18 protein-coding genes are annotated in these 17,033 nt (G+C 72.1%); 14 read left to right on the forward strand and 4 right to left on the reverse strand.

What is annotated here, in order from left to right; translation table 11 throughout:
* Positions 1–382 precede the first annotated feature (382 nt).
* A complete protein-coding gene (locus HUT19_RS43240) occupies positions 383–946 on the forward strand; it encodes an ABC transporter permease (RefSeq protein WP_254886226.1) in 564 nt (187 codons plus the stop codon).
* 46 nt (positions 947–992) lie between these two features.
* Complete coding sequence (locus HUT19_RS25945; protein WP_176182770.1) at positions 993–2,021, forward strand: ABC transporter substrate-binding protein; 1,029 nt, start codon at positions 993–995, stop codon at positions 2,019–2,021.
* A 38-nt stretch (positions 2,022–2,059) separates the two neighbouring features.
* Here HUT19_RS25945 and HUT19_RS25950 read toward each other — a convergent pair whose 3' ends face one another.
* The 4 genes from HUT19_RS25950 to HUT19_RS25965 all read right to left on the reverse strand — a co-directional run bounded on the left by HUT19_RS25950 (position 2,060) and on the right by HUT19_RS25965 (position 6,855).
* Positions 2,060–3,364: an MFS transporter gene (locus HUT19_RS25950; RefSeq protein ID WP_254885790.1), complete on the reverse strand. Its 1,305-nt coding sequence runs from the start codon at positions 3,362–3,364 to the stop codon at positions 2,060–2,062.
* Entirely contained in the window at positions 3,361–4,143 is a 783-nt protein-coding gene (locus tag HUT19_RS25955; protein ID WP_176182771.1) for an LLM class F420-dependent oxidoreductase, read from the reverse strand. Before HUT19_RS25955 ends, HUT19_RS25950 begins: the two co-directional genes overlap by 4 nt.
* A 57-nt stretch (positions 4,144–4,200) precedes the next feature.
* Complete coding sequence (locus HUT19_RS25960; RefSeq protein ID WP_176182772.1) at positions 4,201–5,217, reverse strand: zinc-binding dehydrogenase; 1,017 nt, start codon at positions 5,215–5,217, stop codon at positions 4,201–4,203.
* A gap of 72 nt (positions 5,218–5,289) precedes the next feature.
* Positions 5,290–6,855, reverse strand: coding sequence for an MFS transporter (locus HUT19_RS25965; RefSeq protein WP_176182773.1), 1,566 nt, complete (start codon positions 6,853–6,855; stop codon positions 5,290–5,292).
* 438 nt (positions 6,856–7,293) lie between these two features.
* Between HUT19_RS25965 and HUT19_RS25970 the strand changes: the two genes are divergently transcribed.
* From HUT19_RS25970 to HUT19_RS26025, 12 genes are all read left to right on the forward strand, one after another.
* A complete protein-coding gene (locus HUT19_RS25970; RefSeq protein ID WP_254885791.1) occupies positions 7,294–7,959 on the forward strand; it encodes a helix-turn-helix transcriptional regulator in 666 nt (221 codons plus the stop codon).
* A 266-nt stretch (positions 7,960–8,225) separates the two neighbouring features.
* Positions 8,226–8,477, forward strand: a complete 252-nt coding sequence (locus HUT19_RS25975) for an acyl carrier protein (protein ID WP_176182775.1) — start codon at positions 8,226–8,228, stop codon at positions 8,475–8,477.
* 36 nt (positions 8,478–8,513) lie between these two features.
* Positions 8,514–9,749, forward strand: coding sequence for a beta-ketoacyl synthase (locus tag HUT19_RS25980; protein WP_176182776.1), 1,236 nt, complete (start codon positions 8,514–8,516; stop codon positions 9,747–9,749).
* Positions 9,746–10,888 carry a beta-ketoacyl synthase gene (locus HUT19_RS25985; RefSeq protein WP_176182777.1) on the forward strand — a complete coding sequence of 381 codons (1,143 nt, stop codon included), beginning with the start codon at positions 9,746–9,748 and terminating at the stop codon, positions 10,886–10,888. The genes HUT19_RS25980 and HUT19_RS25985 overlap by 4 nt, the downstream gene beginning before the upstream one ends.
* A complete protein-coding gene (locus HUT19_RS25990) occupies positions 10,885–11,913 on the forward strand; it encodes a beta-ketoacyl synthase N-terminal-like domain-containing protein (protein WP_176182778.1) in 1,029 nt (342 codons plus the stop codon). The genes HUT19_RS25985 and HUT19_RS25990 overlap by 4 nt, the downstream gene beginning before the upstream one ends.
* A complete protein-coding gene (locus HUT19_RS25995; RefSeq protein ID WP_176182779.1) occupies positions 11,913–12,902 on the forward strand; it encodes a hypothetical protein in 990 nt (329 codons plus the stop codon). The genes HUT19_RS25990 and HUT19_RS25995 overlap by 1 nt, the downstream gene beginning before the upstream one ends.
* Entirely contained in the window at positions 12,902–14,104 is a 1,203-nt protein-coding gene (locus HUT19_RS26000; protein WP_176182780.1) for a beta-ketoacyl synthase, read from the forward strand. Before HUT19_RS25995 ends, HUT19_RS26000 begins: the two co-directional genes overlap by 1 nt.
* The gene (locus HUT19_RS26005) at positions 14,101–15,090 is read left to right on the forward strand and encodes a beta-ketoacyl synthase N-terminal-like domain-containing protein (RefSeq protein ID WP_176182781.1); all 990 of its coding nucleotides are present in this window, start codon (positions 14,101–14,103) and stop codon (positions 15,088–15,090) included. Before HUT19_RS26000 ends, HUT19_RS26005 begins: the two co-directional genes overlap by 4 nt.
* Entirely contained in the window at positions 15,087–15,878 is a 792-nt protein-coding gene (locus HUT19_RS26010; RefSeq protein WP_176182782.1) for an SDR family oxidoreductase, read from the forward strand. The genes HUT19_RS26005 and HUT19_RS26010 overlap by 4 nt, the downstream gene beginning before the upstream one ends.
* A gap of 13 nt (positions 15,879–15,891) precedes the next feature.
* On the forward strand, positions 15,892–16,218 hold the full coding sequence (locus HUT19_RS26015; RefSeq protein ID WP_176182783.1) for a DsrE family protein: 327 nt from the start codon (positions 15,892–15,894) through the stop codon (positions 16,216–16,218).
* Positions 16,218–16,625, forward strand: a complete 408-nt coding sequence (locus HUT19_RS26020) for a DsrE family protein (protein WP_176187306.1) — start codon at positions 16,218–16,220, stop codon at positions 16,623–16,625. Before HUT19_RS26015 ends, HUT19_RS26020 begins: the two co-directional genes overlap by 1 nt.
* 3 nt (positions 16,626–16,628) lie before the next feature.
* Entirely contained in the window at positions 16,629–17,024 is a 396-nt protein-coding gene (locus HUT19_RS26025) for a hypothetical protein (protein WP_176182784.1), read from the forward strand.
* Positions 17,025–17,033 lie beyond the last annotated feature (9 nt).

Consider the following 17,033-nt stretch of genomic DNA (forward strand, 5'->3'; position numbering starts at 1 on the left):
GGGGATGACCGAAGGGGATGGAAGGGGTGCGACCGCCACGGCGGCCGCGAGCGGCGCGCCGAGGACCACGGCGTCGCATTCACCCCGACCGGGACGTGCGCGAAAGTCCGGCGACACCACCGGAAAGGCACATCACGGGGGCAGAGGGCAGCAGAACAACAGGGGTTCGCATGGCCGTCGTGTTCCCGTGAAGGGCCGCCGGACCGTGTTCCACGGAGTGCTTCCGCCGCTGGTATTCGGGCTGGTGCTGCTTCTCGTATGGGACATCGTCACCCGTACCGGAATGGTTGCGGACTTTTATCTGCCCGGGCCGGGCGCGCTGGCGAGCCGTTTCCTCGACGAGGTGCGGAACGGCCAGCTCCTGGACTACACCGAGGAGACGGTGTGGGAGGCGCTGGCGGGCGGCGGTCTGGGGATCGCGGTGGCGCTGCCGCTGGGCTACCTCATCGCCCGCAGCGAGCTGGCGGCCGCGGCGCTCCAGCCGTACGTGGCCGCCTCGCAGGCCGTGCCCGCGGTGGCGCTGGCCCCGCTGTTCGCCCTGTGGCTGGGCTACGGACTGCTGCCCATCGCGGTGCTCTGCGCCCTGCTGGTGTTCTTCCCCATCCTGGTCAACACCGTGCTCGGGCTGCGCTCGCTGGACCCCGATGTGATGGGGGCCGCGCGGGTGGACGGCGTGGGGTGGTGGGGGATGCTCTGGTACATCGAGCTGCCGCTCGCCCTGCCCAGCATTCTCGCCGGGGTGCGCAACGGCCTCACGCTCTCCATCACCGGCGCCGTCGTCGGTGAGTTCGTGATGGGCGGTGAGGGGCTCGGGCAGCTGCTGACCATCCAGCGCCAGGAGGCCGACACCGAGGGCCTGTTCGCCACGCTGGTCATGCTCTGCCTGCTCGCGGCCGTCCAGTACGGGGTGGTCCGGCTGGCCGAGAAGCTCGTTCAGCGCGACTGACATCGTTCACTCAAGAGGAGACGTAGTGCGTTTTGTGAGGACGTCCATGAGCCGAACCCGCAGACACCGGGTCATGGGGGCGGCTCTTGCGTCGGCTGTGGCTCTGGCCATGCTGACCTCATGCGCCGAGGAGCCGAAGGACGCGGGGGGCAAGGGCGGCAAGGGCATCACCGTCGGGCTGACGTATACGCCCAACATCCAGTTCGCACCGTTTTATGCGGCTGCCGAAAAGGGCTACTACAAGGACGCCGGACTGAATGTGACCCTACGTCACCACGGTGCGGCCGAAGACCTCTTCGGGGCCCTGAAGTCGGGCAAGGAAGACGTGGTCTACGCGGGCGGCGACGAGATGCTCCAGGCCCGCTCCAAAAATGTGCCGGTCGTGGACATCGCCACCTTTTACCAGAAATACCCGGTGGGTCTGATTGTCCCCAAGGACTCCGGTATCAAGAAACCAGCGGACCTCAAGGGCCGCAAGATCGGCACCCCCGGCCCCTTTGGCGAGACATATTTCGGTTTGCTGGCGCTCCTGAAGGAGGCCGGCCTTTCCACCAAGGACGCCAAGGTCCAGAACATCGGCTTCACCCAGCAGGCCGCCCTGACCGGAAAGAAGGTCGAGGGCGTGATGGGTTACCTGAACAACGACGCCATCGCCTTCAAGGAGGCCGGGACCGCGGTACGGGCGATTACGCTCGACTCGGGCGATAAGGGAGAACCGCTGGTCGGCGTGGGTCTGGGCGCCAAGAAGAGCACACTGGACGAGCGCGGTGACGAGATGAAGAAGTTCGTCGACGCCTCGCTGCGCGGTATGCAGTACGTGATGGACCACCCGGACGAGACCATCGAGCTGAGCCAGAAGTACGTACCGAGCCTGCGCGGCGACAAGCAGAAGAAGAACGCGCGCGCGGTGCTCAAGGCCACCGTCCCGCTGCTGAAGAACGACCAGGGCGAGGTGGGCGTCAACGACCCGCAGACCTGGACCCGGATGGCGGACTTCATGTACGACCAGGGGCTGCTGGGGAAGACCGTGACCCCCGAGGACGCCTACGACAACTCGTATCTGCCGAAGGCATGAGCGATCGCCGGTAAGACCGGCCCGCGGGCGGCGGGCGCTCACGCATCCGCCGCCCGCTTCCTGTCCGCCGCCGGCCTGTGCAGGGCCGCCGACACCGCGAAGGCGGCCCCGGCTCCGGCCGCCAGCGCCACCCAGCTGCCCGTCACCGAGGACTGGGAGATCACGAACAGCCCGATGGCCGGGCCCGAGGCGGTGCCCAGGTTCCAGGCCAGGGAGGCCAGCGCGCTCGCCCGGCCCACCGCCTCGTCGCCCGACCAGCGCAGCAGCAGCGGATAGAACGCCGAGGAGTACGTCAGCTCACCCGCCGCGAACACCACGGCGAAGGCCAGCAGCAGTCCGTGGCGCACCGCGTCCGGGGCCGACGGCCCGGCCAGCGCCGCGCCCAGACCGCAGCCGAACGCCCCGGCCCACAGCACCGGTCCGGCCGCCAGGCTCACGGTCTCCGGCAGCCGCTCCAGCCGACGGCTCAGCAGCGGCTGAAGGGCGACCAGGGCGAAGGAGTTGGCCGCCACCACGGCGCTCACCCAGCCCAGGGTGATGCCCATGTGGTCGTGCATCAGCAGCGGGACGGTCGCCTCGATCTGGGTGAAGCCGACGATCGCGAACAGCGCCTGGGCGACCACCAGCAGCGCCATGGGCCGGACCCGCAGCAGGGTGCGGTAGGTCGGCCCGGACGTTCCGCCGCCCGTCTCCGGCGCCGTCTCCGCGGCCTCCTCCGCCGTTTCCTCCGGGGTCCGGGGGTCCGCCGCCCCGGGCCGCAGCGCCCGGATCACCACGACCAGCGGAACCGCCGCGAGCGCGTTGGCCAGATAGAGCCAGCGCAGTGTCCCGGCCGGGGTCCCGGCACCGTGCAGGGCGAGACCCGCCACCACCGAACCGCATCCGATCCCGGCGTTGTTGACGATGTGCCGGACGGTGAACGCCGTCCGGCGGCCGCTCTCCGGCACGGCGAGGTCCACCACGCCCACGATCGAGGCGTAGAAGAGCCCGAAGCCGACCCCGACACACGCGCCGGAGACCAGCACCAGCGCCACCCCGTCGGCCGGGGCCAGCAGTCCGTACCCCACCGCCAGCGCCGCACCGCCGATCGCCCCCACCCGGTGCGGGCCCCGGCGGTCGGCCAGCGGACCGCCGAGCAGGGCCGCGGCGAAGCTGGCCGCGGCCATCGCGATGAAGTATCCGCCCGCGGCCCGGGAGCCGAGCCCCAGCAGCCGGCTGATGTAGATCGAGGTGAACGGGAAGCACAGCCCGTTGCCCAGACTGGACAGCAGCAGCACGCCCATGAGCAGGCCGAACCGCCGCCCCAGAGGCGTACGGGCGGCGGCGGGCCGGGTCTCGGTCACGTGGTGAGCGCGGCGCGCACCTTGAGCAGTTCCTCGACCGTGCGCAGATCGTAGGGGGCGGGCAGGGACACCACCACATGGACCGCCCCGGCCTCGGCGAACCCCTCGACCAGCGGCAGCTGGTCCGGGTTGACCATGACCGTACGGGCGACCTCGCCGGGGTCCCGGCCGACCCGCTCGCACCAGTGGTCCAGCACTCCGCTCAGCTCGCGGAACTCGGCGACCGGGTCCTCGGAGGCCCAGCCGTACCAGTTCCACCAGTCGGCCTCGCGGGCCACCAGCTCCAGGGTGCGCCGCCGCCCGCCCCCGCCGATCAGCACCGGAAGCCGTCCGGCGGGCCCGGGGTTGAGCCGGGCCAGCCGTTGTTTGACGGCCGTGACGGCGGCGGCGAAGGCGTCCATGCGCTCGGCCGGGCCGGGGAAGGGGATGCCGTACTCGGTGTGCTCGGCCTCGAACCAGCCCGCGCCCAGGCCCAGCACCAGCCGTCCGCCGCTGAGCTGGTCCACGGTGCGGGCCATGTCGGCGAGCACATTGGGATTGCGGAAGGCGGTGCAGCTCACCAGCGGGCCGATGGCGGCCCGCTGGGTCTCCACCGCCATCGCGGACAGCAGCGACCAGCACTCGTAGTGGCGGCCGGCCGGATCACCGGTGTGCGGGAGGAAGTGGTCCCAGGTCCACAGGGAGTCGACGCCGAGGGCGTCGGCCTCGCGCCAGGCGGTGCGCAGTTCCGCGATTCCGGTGTGCTGGGGGTGGAGTTGTACGCCTACGCGCAGGGGCACGGCGGTCCTTTCTCAGGGGTGCTCGGGTGGCTCGGGGGCGGCTCGGGACCCGCGGCGTCAGGGGGTGACGACGACCCGGTAGACGGGGGTCCCGGCGGTCTGCTGGAGCGCCTTCTCCACCTCGTCGAGCGCGTAGCGGGCGGTGACCAGGGTCTGGAGCCGCTCGCCGAGACCGCCGCCGCGCAGCAGTTCGGCGGCGGCCCGCCAGTCGTCGGGCTCATGGCTGAAGGAGCCGGTGACGGTGAGCTGGCGGCGGTGCACCTCGTAGCCGGGCAGTTCGGCGGGCGGGCCGCCGGGGCCGCCGCCGAAGAGCACGATGGTGCCGCCGTCGGCGACGGCGGTCAGGGCGGAGGCGATGGACTCCTTGGACGCGATGGTCACGAACACCACGTCGGCGGGCGGCAGCCGGTCGACGTCCCCGGGGGTGACGGCCGCGTCGGCCCCGGCGTCGGCGATGGCGGCGAGCCGCCGCTCGTCGCGTTCGACCACACAGACGCCGCGGGCCTGGAGGTGCCGGGTGACGGCGAGATGCAACTGGCCCATGTAGCCCGCGCCGATCACGGTGACCCGGTCACCGGCGCGGAATCCGCCGCGGCGCAGCGAGTGGATCACACAGGCCAGCGGCTCGCCCATGGCGGCCACGGCGGGGTCGGTGTCACCCACCGACCACACCCGTGCGGCGGGGAGGACGATGTACTCGCCCAGGCCCGCGCCCATGGCGATGGCGCCATCGTCCCGGACCTGGCCCTGGAGGGCGACGCAGATGGCGGACTGGCCGCGGCGGCAGGCCCGGCAGGCACCGCAGCGGGGGAGTCCGTCGAGGGTGACCAGGGAGCCGACGGCGGGCATGTCCGCCAGGTCGGCGGCCCTGGCGCCGACCTTCTCCACCCAGCCGGATATCTCATGGCCGGCGGCGGCCGGGTAAACGTTCATGCGCCCGGCGTACAGATTGGCCTCCATGGTGCAGATGCCGCACGCCGCGATGCGGACGAGCACCTCGGAGTCGCCCACCTCGGGCACAGGTATCTCTCTGATCTCCACCTGGCCTGGCGCGGTGATGACAGCGGAGCGCATGGGAACTGCCTTCCGGAATACGGACGTTGTGCCCGGAGGCTATGCCGCGCCGTCATCCGTGGCAAGAAAGGATCAGTGGCCGGAACCGGCCGAGGAGGACCCGCGCCGGAAGGTCCACCAGATGATCGCGGCCCCCGCCGCGGCGGCGACGGCGCCGACGACGGACGCGACATGCATGGCGTGGACGAACCCCTGGTCGGCGAGGTCGGACAGCCGGGGCATCCCCAGCCGGGCACTGACCAGCCGGGTGGCCTCGGGGGATTCCTGCGCGGAGTCGGCGGCGCCCGGGGGCAGCCGGTCCAGCCGCGGGGTGATCCGGTCGCGGTAGACGCTGACCAGGACGGAGCCGAGGACGGCGACCCCGAGCACGCCCCCGATCTGCCGCATGGCGTTGTTGACGGCCGATCCGGCGCCGGTGCGGTCGGCGGGCAGCACGGCCATGATGGCCTCGGTGGTGGGGGCCACGGCGGCGCCCATGCCCAGCCCCTGGAGGACGAGGAAGACCCAGAACAGCGGAAGTCCGCTGTGCTCGTCGAGGAAGACGTAGGCGAAGAAGCCGGTCGTGGCGATCAGCATGGCGGTGGTGACCACGGCCCGGACCCCGTACGCCCGGACCAGCTTGGCGGAGAGCGGGGCACCGAGTAAGACGCCCAGGGCGACGGGGGCGATGGACAGCCCGCACTCCAGCGGGGTCTGGCCGTGCACCCCTTGCAGATAGAAGCTGGTGTAGTACATCGAGCCGTTCAGGCCGAAGAAGGTGAGCATCACCGCCACGCCGGCGCCGGTGAACCGGATGTCCCGGAAGAGCCGTACGTCGAAGCTGGGGTTGGCCACCCGTAGTTCGACCAGGACGAACACCACGACCAGCAACGCGCCCCCCGCGAGCGCGCCGACGATGGCAGGGTCGGTCCAGTCGTTGCGGTGGCCGCCCTCGATGACGCCCCAGACGATGGCGAACAGCCCGGCGGTGGAGAGCACCACGCCCAGCGGGTCGAACTTCTGCCGGACGCGCTGCCCCACACCGGGCAGGAAGACCAGCGACCCGGCCACGCACAGCACCACGATCGGCACATTGACCAGTAAGACCGAACCCCACCAGAAGTGGTCCAGCAGCGCCCCGCTGAGCATCGGCCCGGTGGCGATGGCGATACCGCTGGAGCCGGACCAGATGGCGATGGCGGTGGCGCGGTGCCGCTCGTCGAAGACCTGGGCGATCAGGGCGAGGGTGGCGGGCATGATCAGGGCGCTGCCGATGCCCATCGCGCCCCGGGCGACGATCAGCTCGGTGGCCGAGCCCGCGTATCCGGCCCAGGCGGAGGCGGCGCCGAAGACGACCATGCCGGTGAGCAGCAGTCTGCGGTGTCCGTAGCGGTCGGCCAGCACCCCGCCGGTGAACAGCAGCACCGCGAAGACCAGGGTGTACGAACTGATGCTCCACTGGAGCTGGTTGGGGCTGGCGCCGAGCCCCTCGTCGGGGTCGGCCAGGGTCTTGAGCGCGACGTTCAGCACGGTGTTGTCGAGCCAGACGGCCAGCTGGGACAGGACGAGCACGGAGAGTGCGAGCCATTGACGGCCGGTCGGTGAGGGCGGTGGCTCGGCCGGAGCGGCGTCGGTCGTCGCGGTGTTCTGTGCAGCCATGGGGGCGGCGCCTTTCGGGACCACGGAGGTGCAGGGGTCCGCGTCGTACGTCAAGGGACGGCTTGCTGGCTCATGCGCTGGCTCATTGAGGAAGTTACCAATCGGCCGAGCTGAGGCGCAGCCCCTTGGTGGCGCCGGCCTGTTCAGCGGCCGGAACACGAGGGTATTTCCCGGCGAGAACTGTCCTATACGTAACGATCTTCCTTGCCGTACGGGGGGCGGCTCGTTACTGTGCGACAAAGGGAGCGGGGGTGTCCTTTGAGCCATTTCGGAATTCAACTAAATGATCATGCGCCTATCGACGATATTGACAAGGGGGCCGGCGCCAGGGGGACGGTTCGTATGGAACCGGAAGCGAGGTCGGACAACCTGGAGCAGGCGCTGGGAGAGGCGTTACGCCTGCTGGAGGCGGCTGTTCATCATCATCGGCGCAGTGTCATGGCGTCCGCGACCGCCGAACTCCCGGTGGCCGGGGAAGCGGTGGCCGGATGGGTGGCGCGGCTGGTGCTGCGCGCCGAGCACGATGTGATCTGGAGTCTGCCGGAGGTGACGGGCGAGGAACACGCCCGGCTGATCGCGCAGACACTCGCCCAACTGGCGGGCAAGGGCGTCAGAACGCGGATGCTGTGCCCGCCGCGGGTGATCCGCGGGGCCGCCTGGCAGTGCTCGGTAGGGGCGGTGGAGCGGCTGGACGTCCGGGTCTTCGACGGGGTGCGGCAGGAGCTGGTGGTGGTGGACGGGGGCGCGGTCATCGCGCCCGACGCCTCCCCGGGCGAACCTGGCGGATCCCGGGCCTCGATGATCCAGAACTCGACCGTGGCCGACATGCTGCACCAGCTGCTGTGCGGGATGTGGGACACGGCCCAGCGCCCGATGCGGCCGCTGTCCTTCGAGGGCGGTGCGCGCGGCCGGGTGCTGCGCGAGGTGCTGACGCTGATGGCCGAGGGCTACAAGGACGACGCGGCGGCCCGCAAGCTGGGCCTGTCGGTGCGGACCTACCGGCGCTATGTGGCCGACATCATGCGTGACTTGAAGGTCGAATCACGGTTCCAGGCCGGAGTGCGCGCCGCGCGCGCCGGGCTCATGGAGCCCGACGGCAGCTGACGTCCACTGCCGAGGGCGGTCGGATTCCGGGCGAATTGCACGGTCTGCGCGTCAGCTTCCTGACATTTTCTTGCGGATCTCGCGATCATACGCTGCGGTAACCGGCCGCCCTCGGCAGCTTTATGACAGCCGCCGAGGGCGACCGGCAGGGTTTAACGGGCACATGACAGGTAGTGGACTCGGGGGTTGTCCGCTCCGGAACCGGCGCATAGCGTCACTGGCAGCTTCGTCGCTTTGCCCATGCCCAAAAATGGAGGTGCGCGGTAATGTCCGCCATCGTCGAAGAGCGCCGGGAAACCATCAAGGAAATCGTTACCGATATCCTTGAGATCGACCCGGACGAGGTCACAGAGGCCAGTCTCTTCAAGGAAGAGCACGACGCGGATTCGCTGCGGGCCATTGAAATTCTGGCGGCGCTGGAGAAAAAGTTCAACGTTGTCATCAATCAGTCCGAACTCAGCCGGATGGTCAATCTGCGCGGCGTCTACGAGGTGGTTTCCGACGCAGCGGGCTGGTGACGGACTCTCGGCGGATTCCTCGGAAGGCAGAGCGATATGCGTGGTGAGCCGGGTCGCAGGGTGGTCGTCACGGGCCTCGGAGCGGTGTCGGGCATAGGCGTCGGCGCCGCCGAATTCCTCGCCGGGCTGCGCGCGGGGAAGAGCGCGGCCAAGCCCATCACCGCCTTCGACACCGAGGGCTTCGAGCACGCCATGGCGTGCGAGGTCACGGATTTCGAACCCGGGCAGTGGATCCGCAATCTGCCGCCCCGCACGCTGGGCCGGGCGAGCCAGTTCGCCGTCGCCGCCGCGCGGATGGCGGTGGCGGACGCCGGTCTCCCGGAGAGCGAGCTGCGCGCACTGCCCTGTCTGATATCCGTTGGCACCACCGACGGCGAGTCCAGGGACCTGGACCACCTGGTCGAGGTGGAAGTGGACCTCGGCCCGGAGCGGATGGACCCGGTCACCGCCCGCCGGGTCCCGGCGGGGCGGCTCTCGGCCACCATCGCCCATGAGTTCGGCCTCACCCGTGCCGAGGCCGTCACCCTGCCCACCGCCTGCGCCGCGGGCAACTACGCGATCGGCTACGGCTTCGACGCCATCCGCGGCGGGGACGTGGACCTCGCCCTGTGCGGCGGCGCCGACGCCCTGTGCCGCAAGACCTTCACCGGCTTCTACCGCCTGGGCACCATCGCCCCCGAGCGCTGCCAGCCCTTCGACAAGGACCGCAAGGGCATCCTCACCGGCGAGGGCGCGGGCATCCTGGTCCTGGAGAGCCTGGAGTCGGCGCTCGCCCGGGGCGCCCGGATCTACGCCGAGGTCCTCGGCTACGGCCTCAACTGCGACGCCGACCACCCGGTGGCCCCCAACCAGGACAGCGTGGCCCGCTGTATGCAACTGGCCCTGGACAACGCCCGCGTCAAACCGGACGAGGTCGACTTCATCTCCGCGCACGGCACCGGCACCCGGGCCAACGACATCACCGAGGCCCGCGCCATCCACCAGGTCTTCGGCGAGCGCACCGCACCCCGCACCGTCTCCGTCAAGTCGATGATCGGCCACTCCATGGGCGCCGCCGGGGCACTGGCCTCCATCGCCTGTGCGCTCGCGATCACCGAGGGGTTCATCCCGCCGACCATCAACCACGTCGAGACCGACCCCGACTGCGGACTGGACTGTGTGCCCAACCAGGCCGTGGACGCCGAGCTGCGGGTCGTTCAGAACAACGGCCTGGCCTTCGGCGGCAACAACGCCGTGGCGATCTTCGGCAAGCACGGTTCGGTCGGATCATGAGCCAGCTGGTGACCGGCGCGGGCGCCGTGGCGAGCGTGGGCGAGGACGTCGACGAGATCTTCCGGGCCCTGTGCGCCGGCACCAGCGGACTCCATGAACTGCGCGGCTTCGACAAGGACCGCTACCGCGGCTGCCACGCCTACGAGATCGACGACCGCCCCGCCCCCGGCTTCGACGTCCCCGGCCGCGCCACCGCCTGGCTGCTGCGCGCGATAGAGGAGGCGACCGCGCAGGCCGGTCTGGGCGAGGACCTGAGCGAGATCCCCGTCCTGGTCGGCACCGGGCTGCGGGAACTGCGCTCCGCCGAACTGGCCTGGCGCGACCGCACCGGATTCGACCTCGGACGGCTGTACTTCGGCCCCGCCCTGCGGAAGCGATTCGGCGCGGTGCGCACCCACACCTTCGCCGGGGCCTGCTCGGCCTCGCTCTACGCGCTCGCACTCGGCAGCGACCTGCTGGCGAGCGGCGCCGCGGACGCCGTTGTCGTCGCGGGCGTCGACAGCCTGACCGAGAGCATGTACGGGCTGCTGGACCGGGTGAACACCGAACCCCCGGACCGGGTACGGCCCTTCGACCGATCCCGCCGCGGAGTCCTGATGGGCGACGGGGCCGCCGCGGTGGTGCTGCGCCGCGAGGAACCCGGCGCCGCGTCCGCCGCGCTCGGCCGGCTGCTGGCCGTCAGCATGAACTGCGACGCACGCCATGTCACCGCCCCCGACGCCCAGGGGATCGCCGAGGCGGTGCACGAGGCCCAGTGGCGCGCGGGCGTCAAACCACGCGACATCGACCTGGTGCTGCTGCACGGCACCGGCACCCAGCTCAACGACACCGCCGAGGCCGCCGCCCTCGCCGAGGTCTACGGCCCCGACGTCGGCGGGCCGCTGATGACCGCCATCAAGTCGATGACCGGGCACACCTCCGGCGGCTCCGGGCTGCTGAGCCTGATCGTCGCGCTCCGCTCGCTGGCCACCGGCCAGGTGCCGCCCACCCTGCACCTCACCGATCCGCTGCCGGAGGCCGCGGAGTTCCGCTTCGTCCGGGAGCCGGTCACCGGCGCGGGTCTCTCCCTCGCCCAGGTCGACGCGTTCGGCTTCGGCGGGGTCAACGCGGTGGCCGTCGTGGAGAGGACCGGCCGATGACTCCTGGCCCCGACGCGGTCGTCGTCTCCGGAGTCGGTCTGGCCCTGTCCGGCGCGGGCACCCCGGACGCGCTGCTGCGGGAACCCCGCCCGGCCACGGGTCCGCAGGGCCCGTTCGACACCACCACCCGGATCGGCCGCCGCGGCCACCGCTACAAGGACCGGGCCACCCGGCTTGCGCTGTGCGCCGCCCTCGACGCGCTGCGGGACGCCGCCCTGGTCCGCGGCGACGACGCCGAACTGACCGTGCCGGGCGCCACCGTGGGCGTGGTCGGCAGCTCCAACCTGGGCAACCTCGACACCGCGTGCATGACCGCCGCCGCCATCGCCGAGGAATCCGCCTGCGGTCTGAGCCCCATGAGCCTGCCCAACGCCTCCAGCAATGTGATCGCCTCCTGGGTGGCGATCCGGCACGGGCTGCGCGGCCCCAACCTGATGCTGTGCAACGGGCCCACCTCCGGCCTGGACGCCGTCCACTGGGGTGCCGCGCTGGTCACCGCGGGACGGGTCCGCCGGGCCCTGGTGGTCGGTGTCGAGACCCACAACCCCGTCGTCGAGGACCTGGCCGGACGCCCGGCCGGGGAACTGCTCGACGGCGCCGCCGCCCTCGTCGTCGAAGGCGCCCGGTGGGCGCGCGAGCGGGGGGCGCCCGCAGCCGCCGTCCTCGGACCGTACGAGCGGCGGCCGGGGCTCGGCCCGTGCGTGACGGCGCTGCTGCTTGAAGGCCCGCCCCCCGGCGTCTGGTTCACCCCCGAGGGCTACGAGGAACCCGCGGACGCCGCCGCACCCGTGCCCGGCGGAGTGCCCCGGCACGACGTCACCGTCGCCCTCGGCCGCGCCTCCGGCGCCCTCGGCGTCCTCCAGTGCGCCGCGGCGGTCGGCTGGCTGGCCGCCGACGGCTCCGGGGACGCCCTGCTCACCAGCGGCGACGACACCGCCGACGCCGTGGCCGGACTGCTGCTGCGCCCCACGACCGCCCCGCGCCCCGGCCCGGGCGCCCCCCTTTCAGCGATGGAGAGCCCCTGATGACAGCCGCCGCGCCGATGCGGACCAAAGCCCTGCTGGCCGACACCACCACCGTGACGCTGCGTCCGCGCTACGAGGGCTCCAACATCTGCACCTGGATCGGGTTCAAGCACGTCAACTATCTCGTCGAGGAAGCCGTGCTGATCCACTTCGCCGGATGCGGGGCGTCCGCCCGGCTGCTCTACGAGGAGCACGGCCTCGGGCTGGACATCGTCTCCCTGGACACCCGCATCCTGCACGCCTTCCACATGGACGACGAGGCTCAGGCCGAGGTGGTCCCGGACACCTCCGACGGTGACACCACCCTCGGGTTCAAGGTGACCCTGTACGTCGCGCGCGGCGGCTCCTCCCTCAAGGCCGTCACCGCCACCGTGCGCGTGGCACTGCGCACCGACACCTACCTCGAGACGCCCGGACAGCCGCCGGGGGAGCTGGCCCGCTTCGCCACCGAGCGGCTGGGCGCCGGCGCACCGGCCGCCGGGGTGGTGCCGGTGCCCGAACTGCCCGCGGACGCCGACGAGCGGGCCGTGCTCGCGGCGCTGACCGGCGGCCGCAATGCCCACGCCTGGAAGTGGACCATCCCCTACCCCTACTGCCACTTCACCGAGCGGCTCCAGCTGTCCGGCTATCTGCGGCTGATGGAGGAGGCCAAGGACCGCTTCGTGGGGGCCCGCGGCATCTCCATCAAGACCCTGCTGGACGACCGCAAATGGATACCCGTCGTCCCCCGGTCCGGCGTCCGGATCACCGGCGAGGCGATGATGGAGGAGGACCTCTACACGGTCTACACCGTGGAGGAGATCTTCAAGGACCTCACCTACACCGCCCGGATGGACTGCTTCGTCCTCCGCGACGGCGCCCTCGCCCTCACCGCCACCGGCCGGATCGTGCACGGCTACGCGCTGATCGAGAACCGCCGCGACTGGCGGCTGGTCCCCTTCGACCAGCGGGTGCTGGACGCCATCGGCGGGAAGGCGAGCACCCCCTGATGGACGATGTGCTGATCACCGGGCTGGGGGCGCTGTCCCCGCTGGGCTCGGGCGTCGACGCCTTCTGGCGCGGTATGCACACGGTGGAAACGACCCCGGTCACGGTGCCCGATCCGCTCGCCCGCATGGACCACCCGCTGATGTACCTGGTGCCCGAGGACGCTCTGCCGGACGGGCCCGCCGAGCAGGACGGGCTGCCGCTGGGGCGCGGTTCGCAGTTCGCCCTGGAGGCGGCGCGCCAGGCCGTCGAGGACGCCGGGCTCGACCCGGGGGGCGGTGCGCCCGATCCGCGCCGGGTGGCCGTGGCCCTCGGCAGCGGTATGGGCGACACCGACCTCCACGAGCGCTGGTGGACCGGTGCCGGACCGGACCCCGGCCGCTGGGCCCCGGTCTATCCGGTGGCCTCGGCGGTGGCCGCGTGGTTCGGTGCGCAAGGGCCCACCACCTGTGTCAGCAACGCCTGTTCGGCCAGCGGCTACGCCCTGTCCGAGGGAGCCGATCTGATCCGCTCCGGTGAGGCGGACGTGGTCATCGCGGGCGGCGCCGAGGCCTACTCCCGGGTGGCGCTGGCCTGTTTCAACCGGCTGGGCGCGATCGACCCCGAACGGTGCCGTCCGTTCGCCGCCGAGCGCGACGGCACCCTGTTCGGCGAGGGCTCGGCCGTCCTGGTCCTGGAGTCCGCGGCCCACGCCCGCGCCCGGGGCGTCCGTACCGTCTACGGCCGGCTGGCGGGCACCGGGTGGAGCTGCGACGCGTACCACCCGACCGCGCCCGAGCCCAGCGGCGCCCAGATCGAACGGGCGATACGGGACGCGCTGCGGGAGGCGGGGGCGAGCGCCGCACCGGGGGACGGGGGCCTGGGGTTCGTCCTGCCGCACGGCACCGGCACCGAGCTGAACGACGTGGTGGAGAGCCGCATCCTGGACGCGCTGACGGACGGCCCCGCGGCGCCGCTGTACAGCCTGAAGGCACTGATCGGGCACACTGGCGGCGCGGCGGGCGCGTTCGCGGCGCTGGCCGCCGTCCTGATGCTGCACCACCGGACGCTGCCGCCCAATGTGCCGGTCGGGGCCCTCGACCCCGAGTGCCCGGTGCGGCTGCCGTCCGAGCCATCCCCGATGACCGCGCCCTACGGTCTGGTCAACGCCTACGCGTTCGGCGGCAACAACATCTCGCTCGTCTTCGGGGAGGCCGGGTCATGAGCGGCACCGATGTGGTGGTGACGGGCGTGGGCAGGGTGAGCGCCGACGGCTTCGACTTCCGTACCGCGCTCGGCCGCCGCGGCTACAAGTACCTGCCCTCCGCCACCCAGTACCTCCTGGCCGCGGCCAGACGCGCGCTGGCCGACGCCGGTCCGGAGGCCCTGGAGGCGGCCGGGCCCGAGCGCCGGGGCGCCGCGGTGGGCACCAACAGCGCGGCCGTCGCGCTGCACCACGCCATGGACGGGACGGTCACCGGGACCGGTGCCGAGGGGCTGAGCCCGCTCACCGCGCCCTACTTCTCCATCAACCTCTTCGGCAGCCGCCTGGCCACCGAACACGACCTCAAGGGCTTCAACCTCACCCTCACCACCCCCAGGGTGGCCGGGTTCGAGGCGCTGCGCACCGGCCGGCGCGCACTGGCCGCGGGCCGGGCCGGGCTGCTGATCGCCGGGGCCACCGAGGAGGCGCTGCCCGAGGACGAGCCGGGTGCGGACACCTCGGAGGCCGGGGCCGTCGCGCTGCTGCTGGAGCCCGCGGACTCGCTCGCGGCCCGGGGCGGGCGGGCGCTGGGGCGGCTGGACATCCGCACCCTCTTCCTGCCGCCCCGGCTGGCCGCCTCCGGCGAGGGCACCGACCGGGCGGCGGCCCTGGTGCGGGACGCGCTCGACGCGCTCGGCCACCGGCCGGACGCCCCGCTGACCACCACCGCCGTGCTCGACGGCTCCCCGGTGGGGGAGGCGGTCGCGGCGGCACTGGAGAACGTGACGGGGGACGGGAAGCCCGAGCTGGTCCCCGCGGGCGCGGGCGCCCTGGAGCCGGTGGCGCGGGCCGCCGCCGCCCTGGACGGCGACCCCGGCCGGACCCACGCGGTGCTCACCGCGGCGGCCGAGGGACATCTCGCCGTCTGCCTGGTCACCCCCGGTGACACCGGAGCCGGTGCGGACGGACAGCCGACGAGCACACCACGGAGGGCGGACGACCGATGATCACCTCACTCGAAGGATCCTGGTGTCTGGTCCTCGGCGCCTCCAGCGGCATGGGCCTGGCCATCGGCCATGAGCTGGCCCGCGCGGGCGTCAACATCCTGGGCCTGCACTTCGACACCGCCGAGGGGCAGGAGAAGGCGGCCGTCGCCCGCGAGGAGATGCGCGGCCACGGCGTCCAGGCGCACTTCTTCAACGCCAACGCCGCCTCCGCCCGGACCCGCGAGGAACTGCTGCCGCGGTTCGCGGAGCTGACCGGGGGCACCGGGATCCGTATCGTCGTCCACTCGCTGGCCTTCGGCACCCTGCTGCCGTACATCGCCCAGGACGGCGAGGACGGGCTGACCACACGTCAGATGACCATGACACTCGATGTGATGGCCCACTCCCTCGTCTACTGGACCCAGGACCTGTTCACCGCGGGACTGCTCCGCCAGGGCGCCAAGGTGTACGCCATGACCAGCGCCGGAGGGGTCCGGGTGATGCCCAGCTACGGTGCCGTCTCCGCCGCCAAGGCCGCCCTGGAGTCCCATGTGCGCCAGCTCGCCCTGGAGCTGGCGCCCTCCGGGATCTCCGTCAACGCCCTGCGCGCCGGGGTGACCCTGACCCCTTCCATGGAGCGGATCCCCGACAGCGAGCGGATCGCCGCCTACGCCACCGGGCTCAATCCGCACCGGCGGCTGACCCGGCCCGAGGACGTGGCCGAGGCCGTCTCCCTGCTGTCCCGCTCCGACTCCTCCTGGATCACCGGCAATGTGATCGGGGTCGACGGCGGCGAGATCCTGACCTGACGAGGACGCGCAGATGACTGACCACCTGCTCATCGAGAGCGGCGGACCGCAGACCGGGCCCGCCTGCGAGCGGTTCGTCGGCGACGCGGTGCGGCTGGCCGGGGACGGCCACCGGGTGGTGCTGTTCCTCGTCGAGAACGGGGTGACCGCCGCCCTGCCCGGTGCCTCACCGGCCGTCGCGACCCTGCTGCGGGACGGCGGCGAGCTGTGGGTGGACACCTTCTCGGCCGCCCAGCGCGCCCTGCCCGCCGCCGATCTGCTGCCCGACTGCCGGATGGTGGAGATGGACGACGTGGCCGCCAGGCTGCTGGAGCCCGAGGTGCGGACGGTGTGGCACTGATGCCCCGGCCCGTGCCCCGGAGCGATGTGCTGATCAACCTGTTCGGCGCGCCCCATCAGAGCGACCTGGTCACCTCCGCGCTGCGGCTGGCGACCGCGCTGCTCGACCGCGGCGCCCGGGTGCAGATCTGGAGCTGCGGTGACGCCACCCGGCTGACCGGCGCGGCGCTCGGCGACACCGCGCCGCGGGACCTGGCCGACCCGGGGCGCGAACACCCCTCGGTCGCCCGGGTGGTCCGGGATCTGATCGCCGATCACCCCGACCGGCTCCACTGGTACGTCTGCCGCTTCTGCGCCGACCAGCGCGGGGCGGCCGAGCAGATCCCCGAGGTGCGCGTGAGGGCGCCGTTCGTCTTCGCCCAGCATGTCCGCGCCGCCGACAAGAGCCTGATCATGGGGGTGTGCTGAGCCATGGCGGACCAGGCGCGCTGGCTGCTGATCGTGGAGAAAGCGTACCGGGGCTCGGTCGAGACCCAGTTCGCCGACGCCCTCTACTGCGTCCCCGAACTCCACCGGCAGAGCGGGGGATGCGATCTGGTGCTGCGCGGCCCCGCCGCCGGATACGCCCTCGTCAGCGATTTCACACCGGCCGTGCGCATCGGCGGCCGGACCCTTGACTCGCTGCCCGATCCGGGCGCCTCGGTGACCCGGCTGACGGCGGCCGGGGTGACCGTCATGGTCGAGGAGGACGGGCTGACCGCGCTGGGGCGCACCGCCCGCGACCGGCTGCTGCCGGGCGTCCGGGTCATCGACGGCGGCGCCCTGGCGTCCCGCTGGCCCACCTATGAACAGGTGTGGTTCCTGTGACCGCGCCCG

Source organism: Streptomyces sp. NA02950 (assembly GCF_013364155.1).
Classification (GTDB): domain Bacteria; phylum Actinomycetota; class Actinomycetes; order Streptomycetales; family Streptomycetaceae; genus Streptomyces.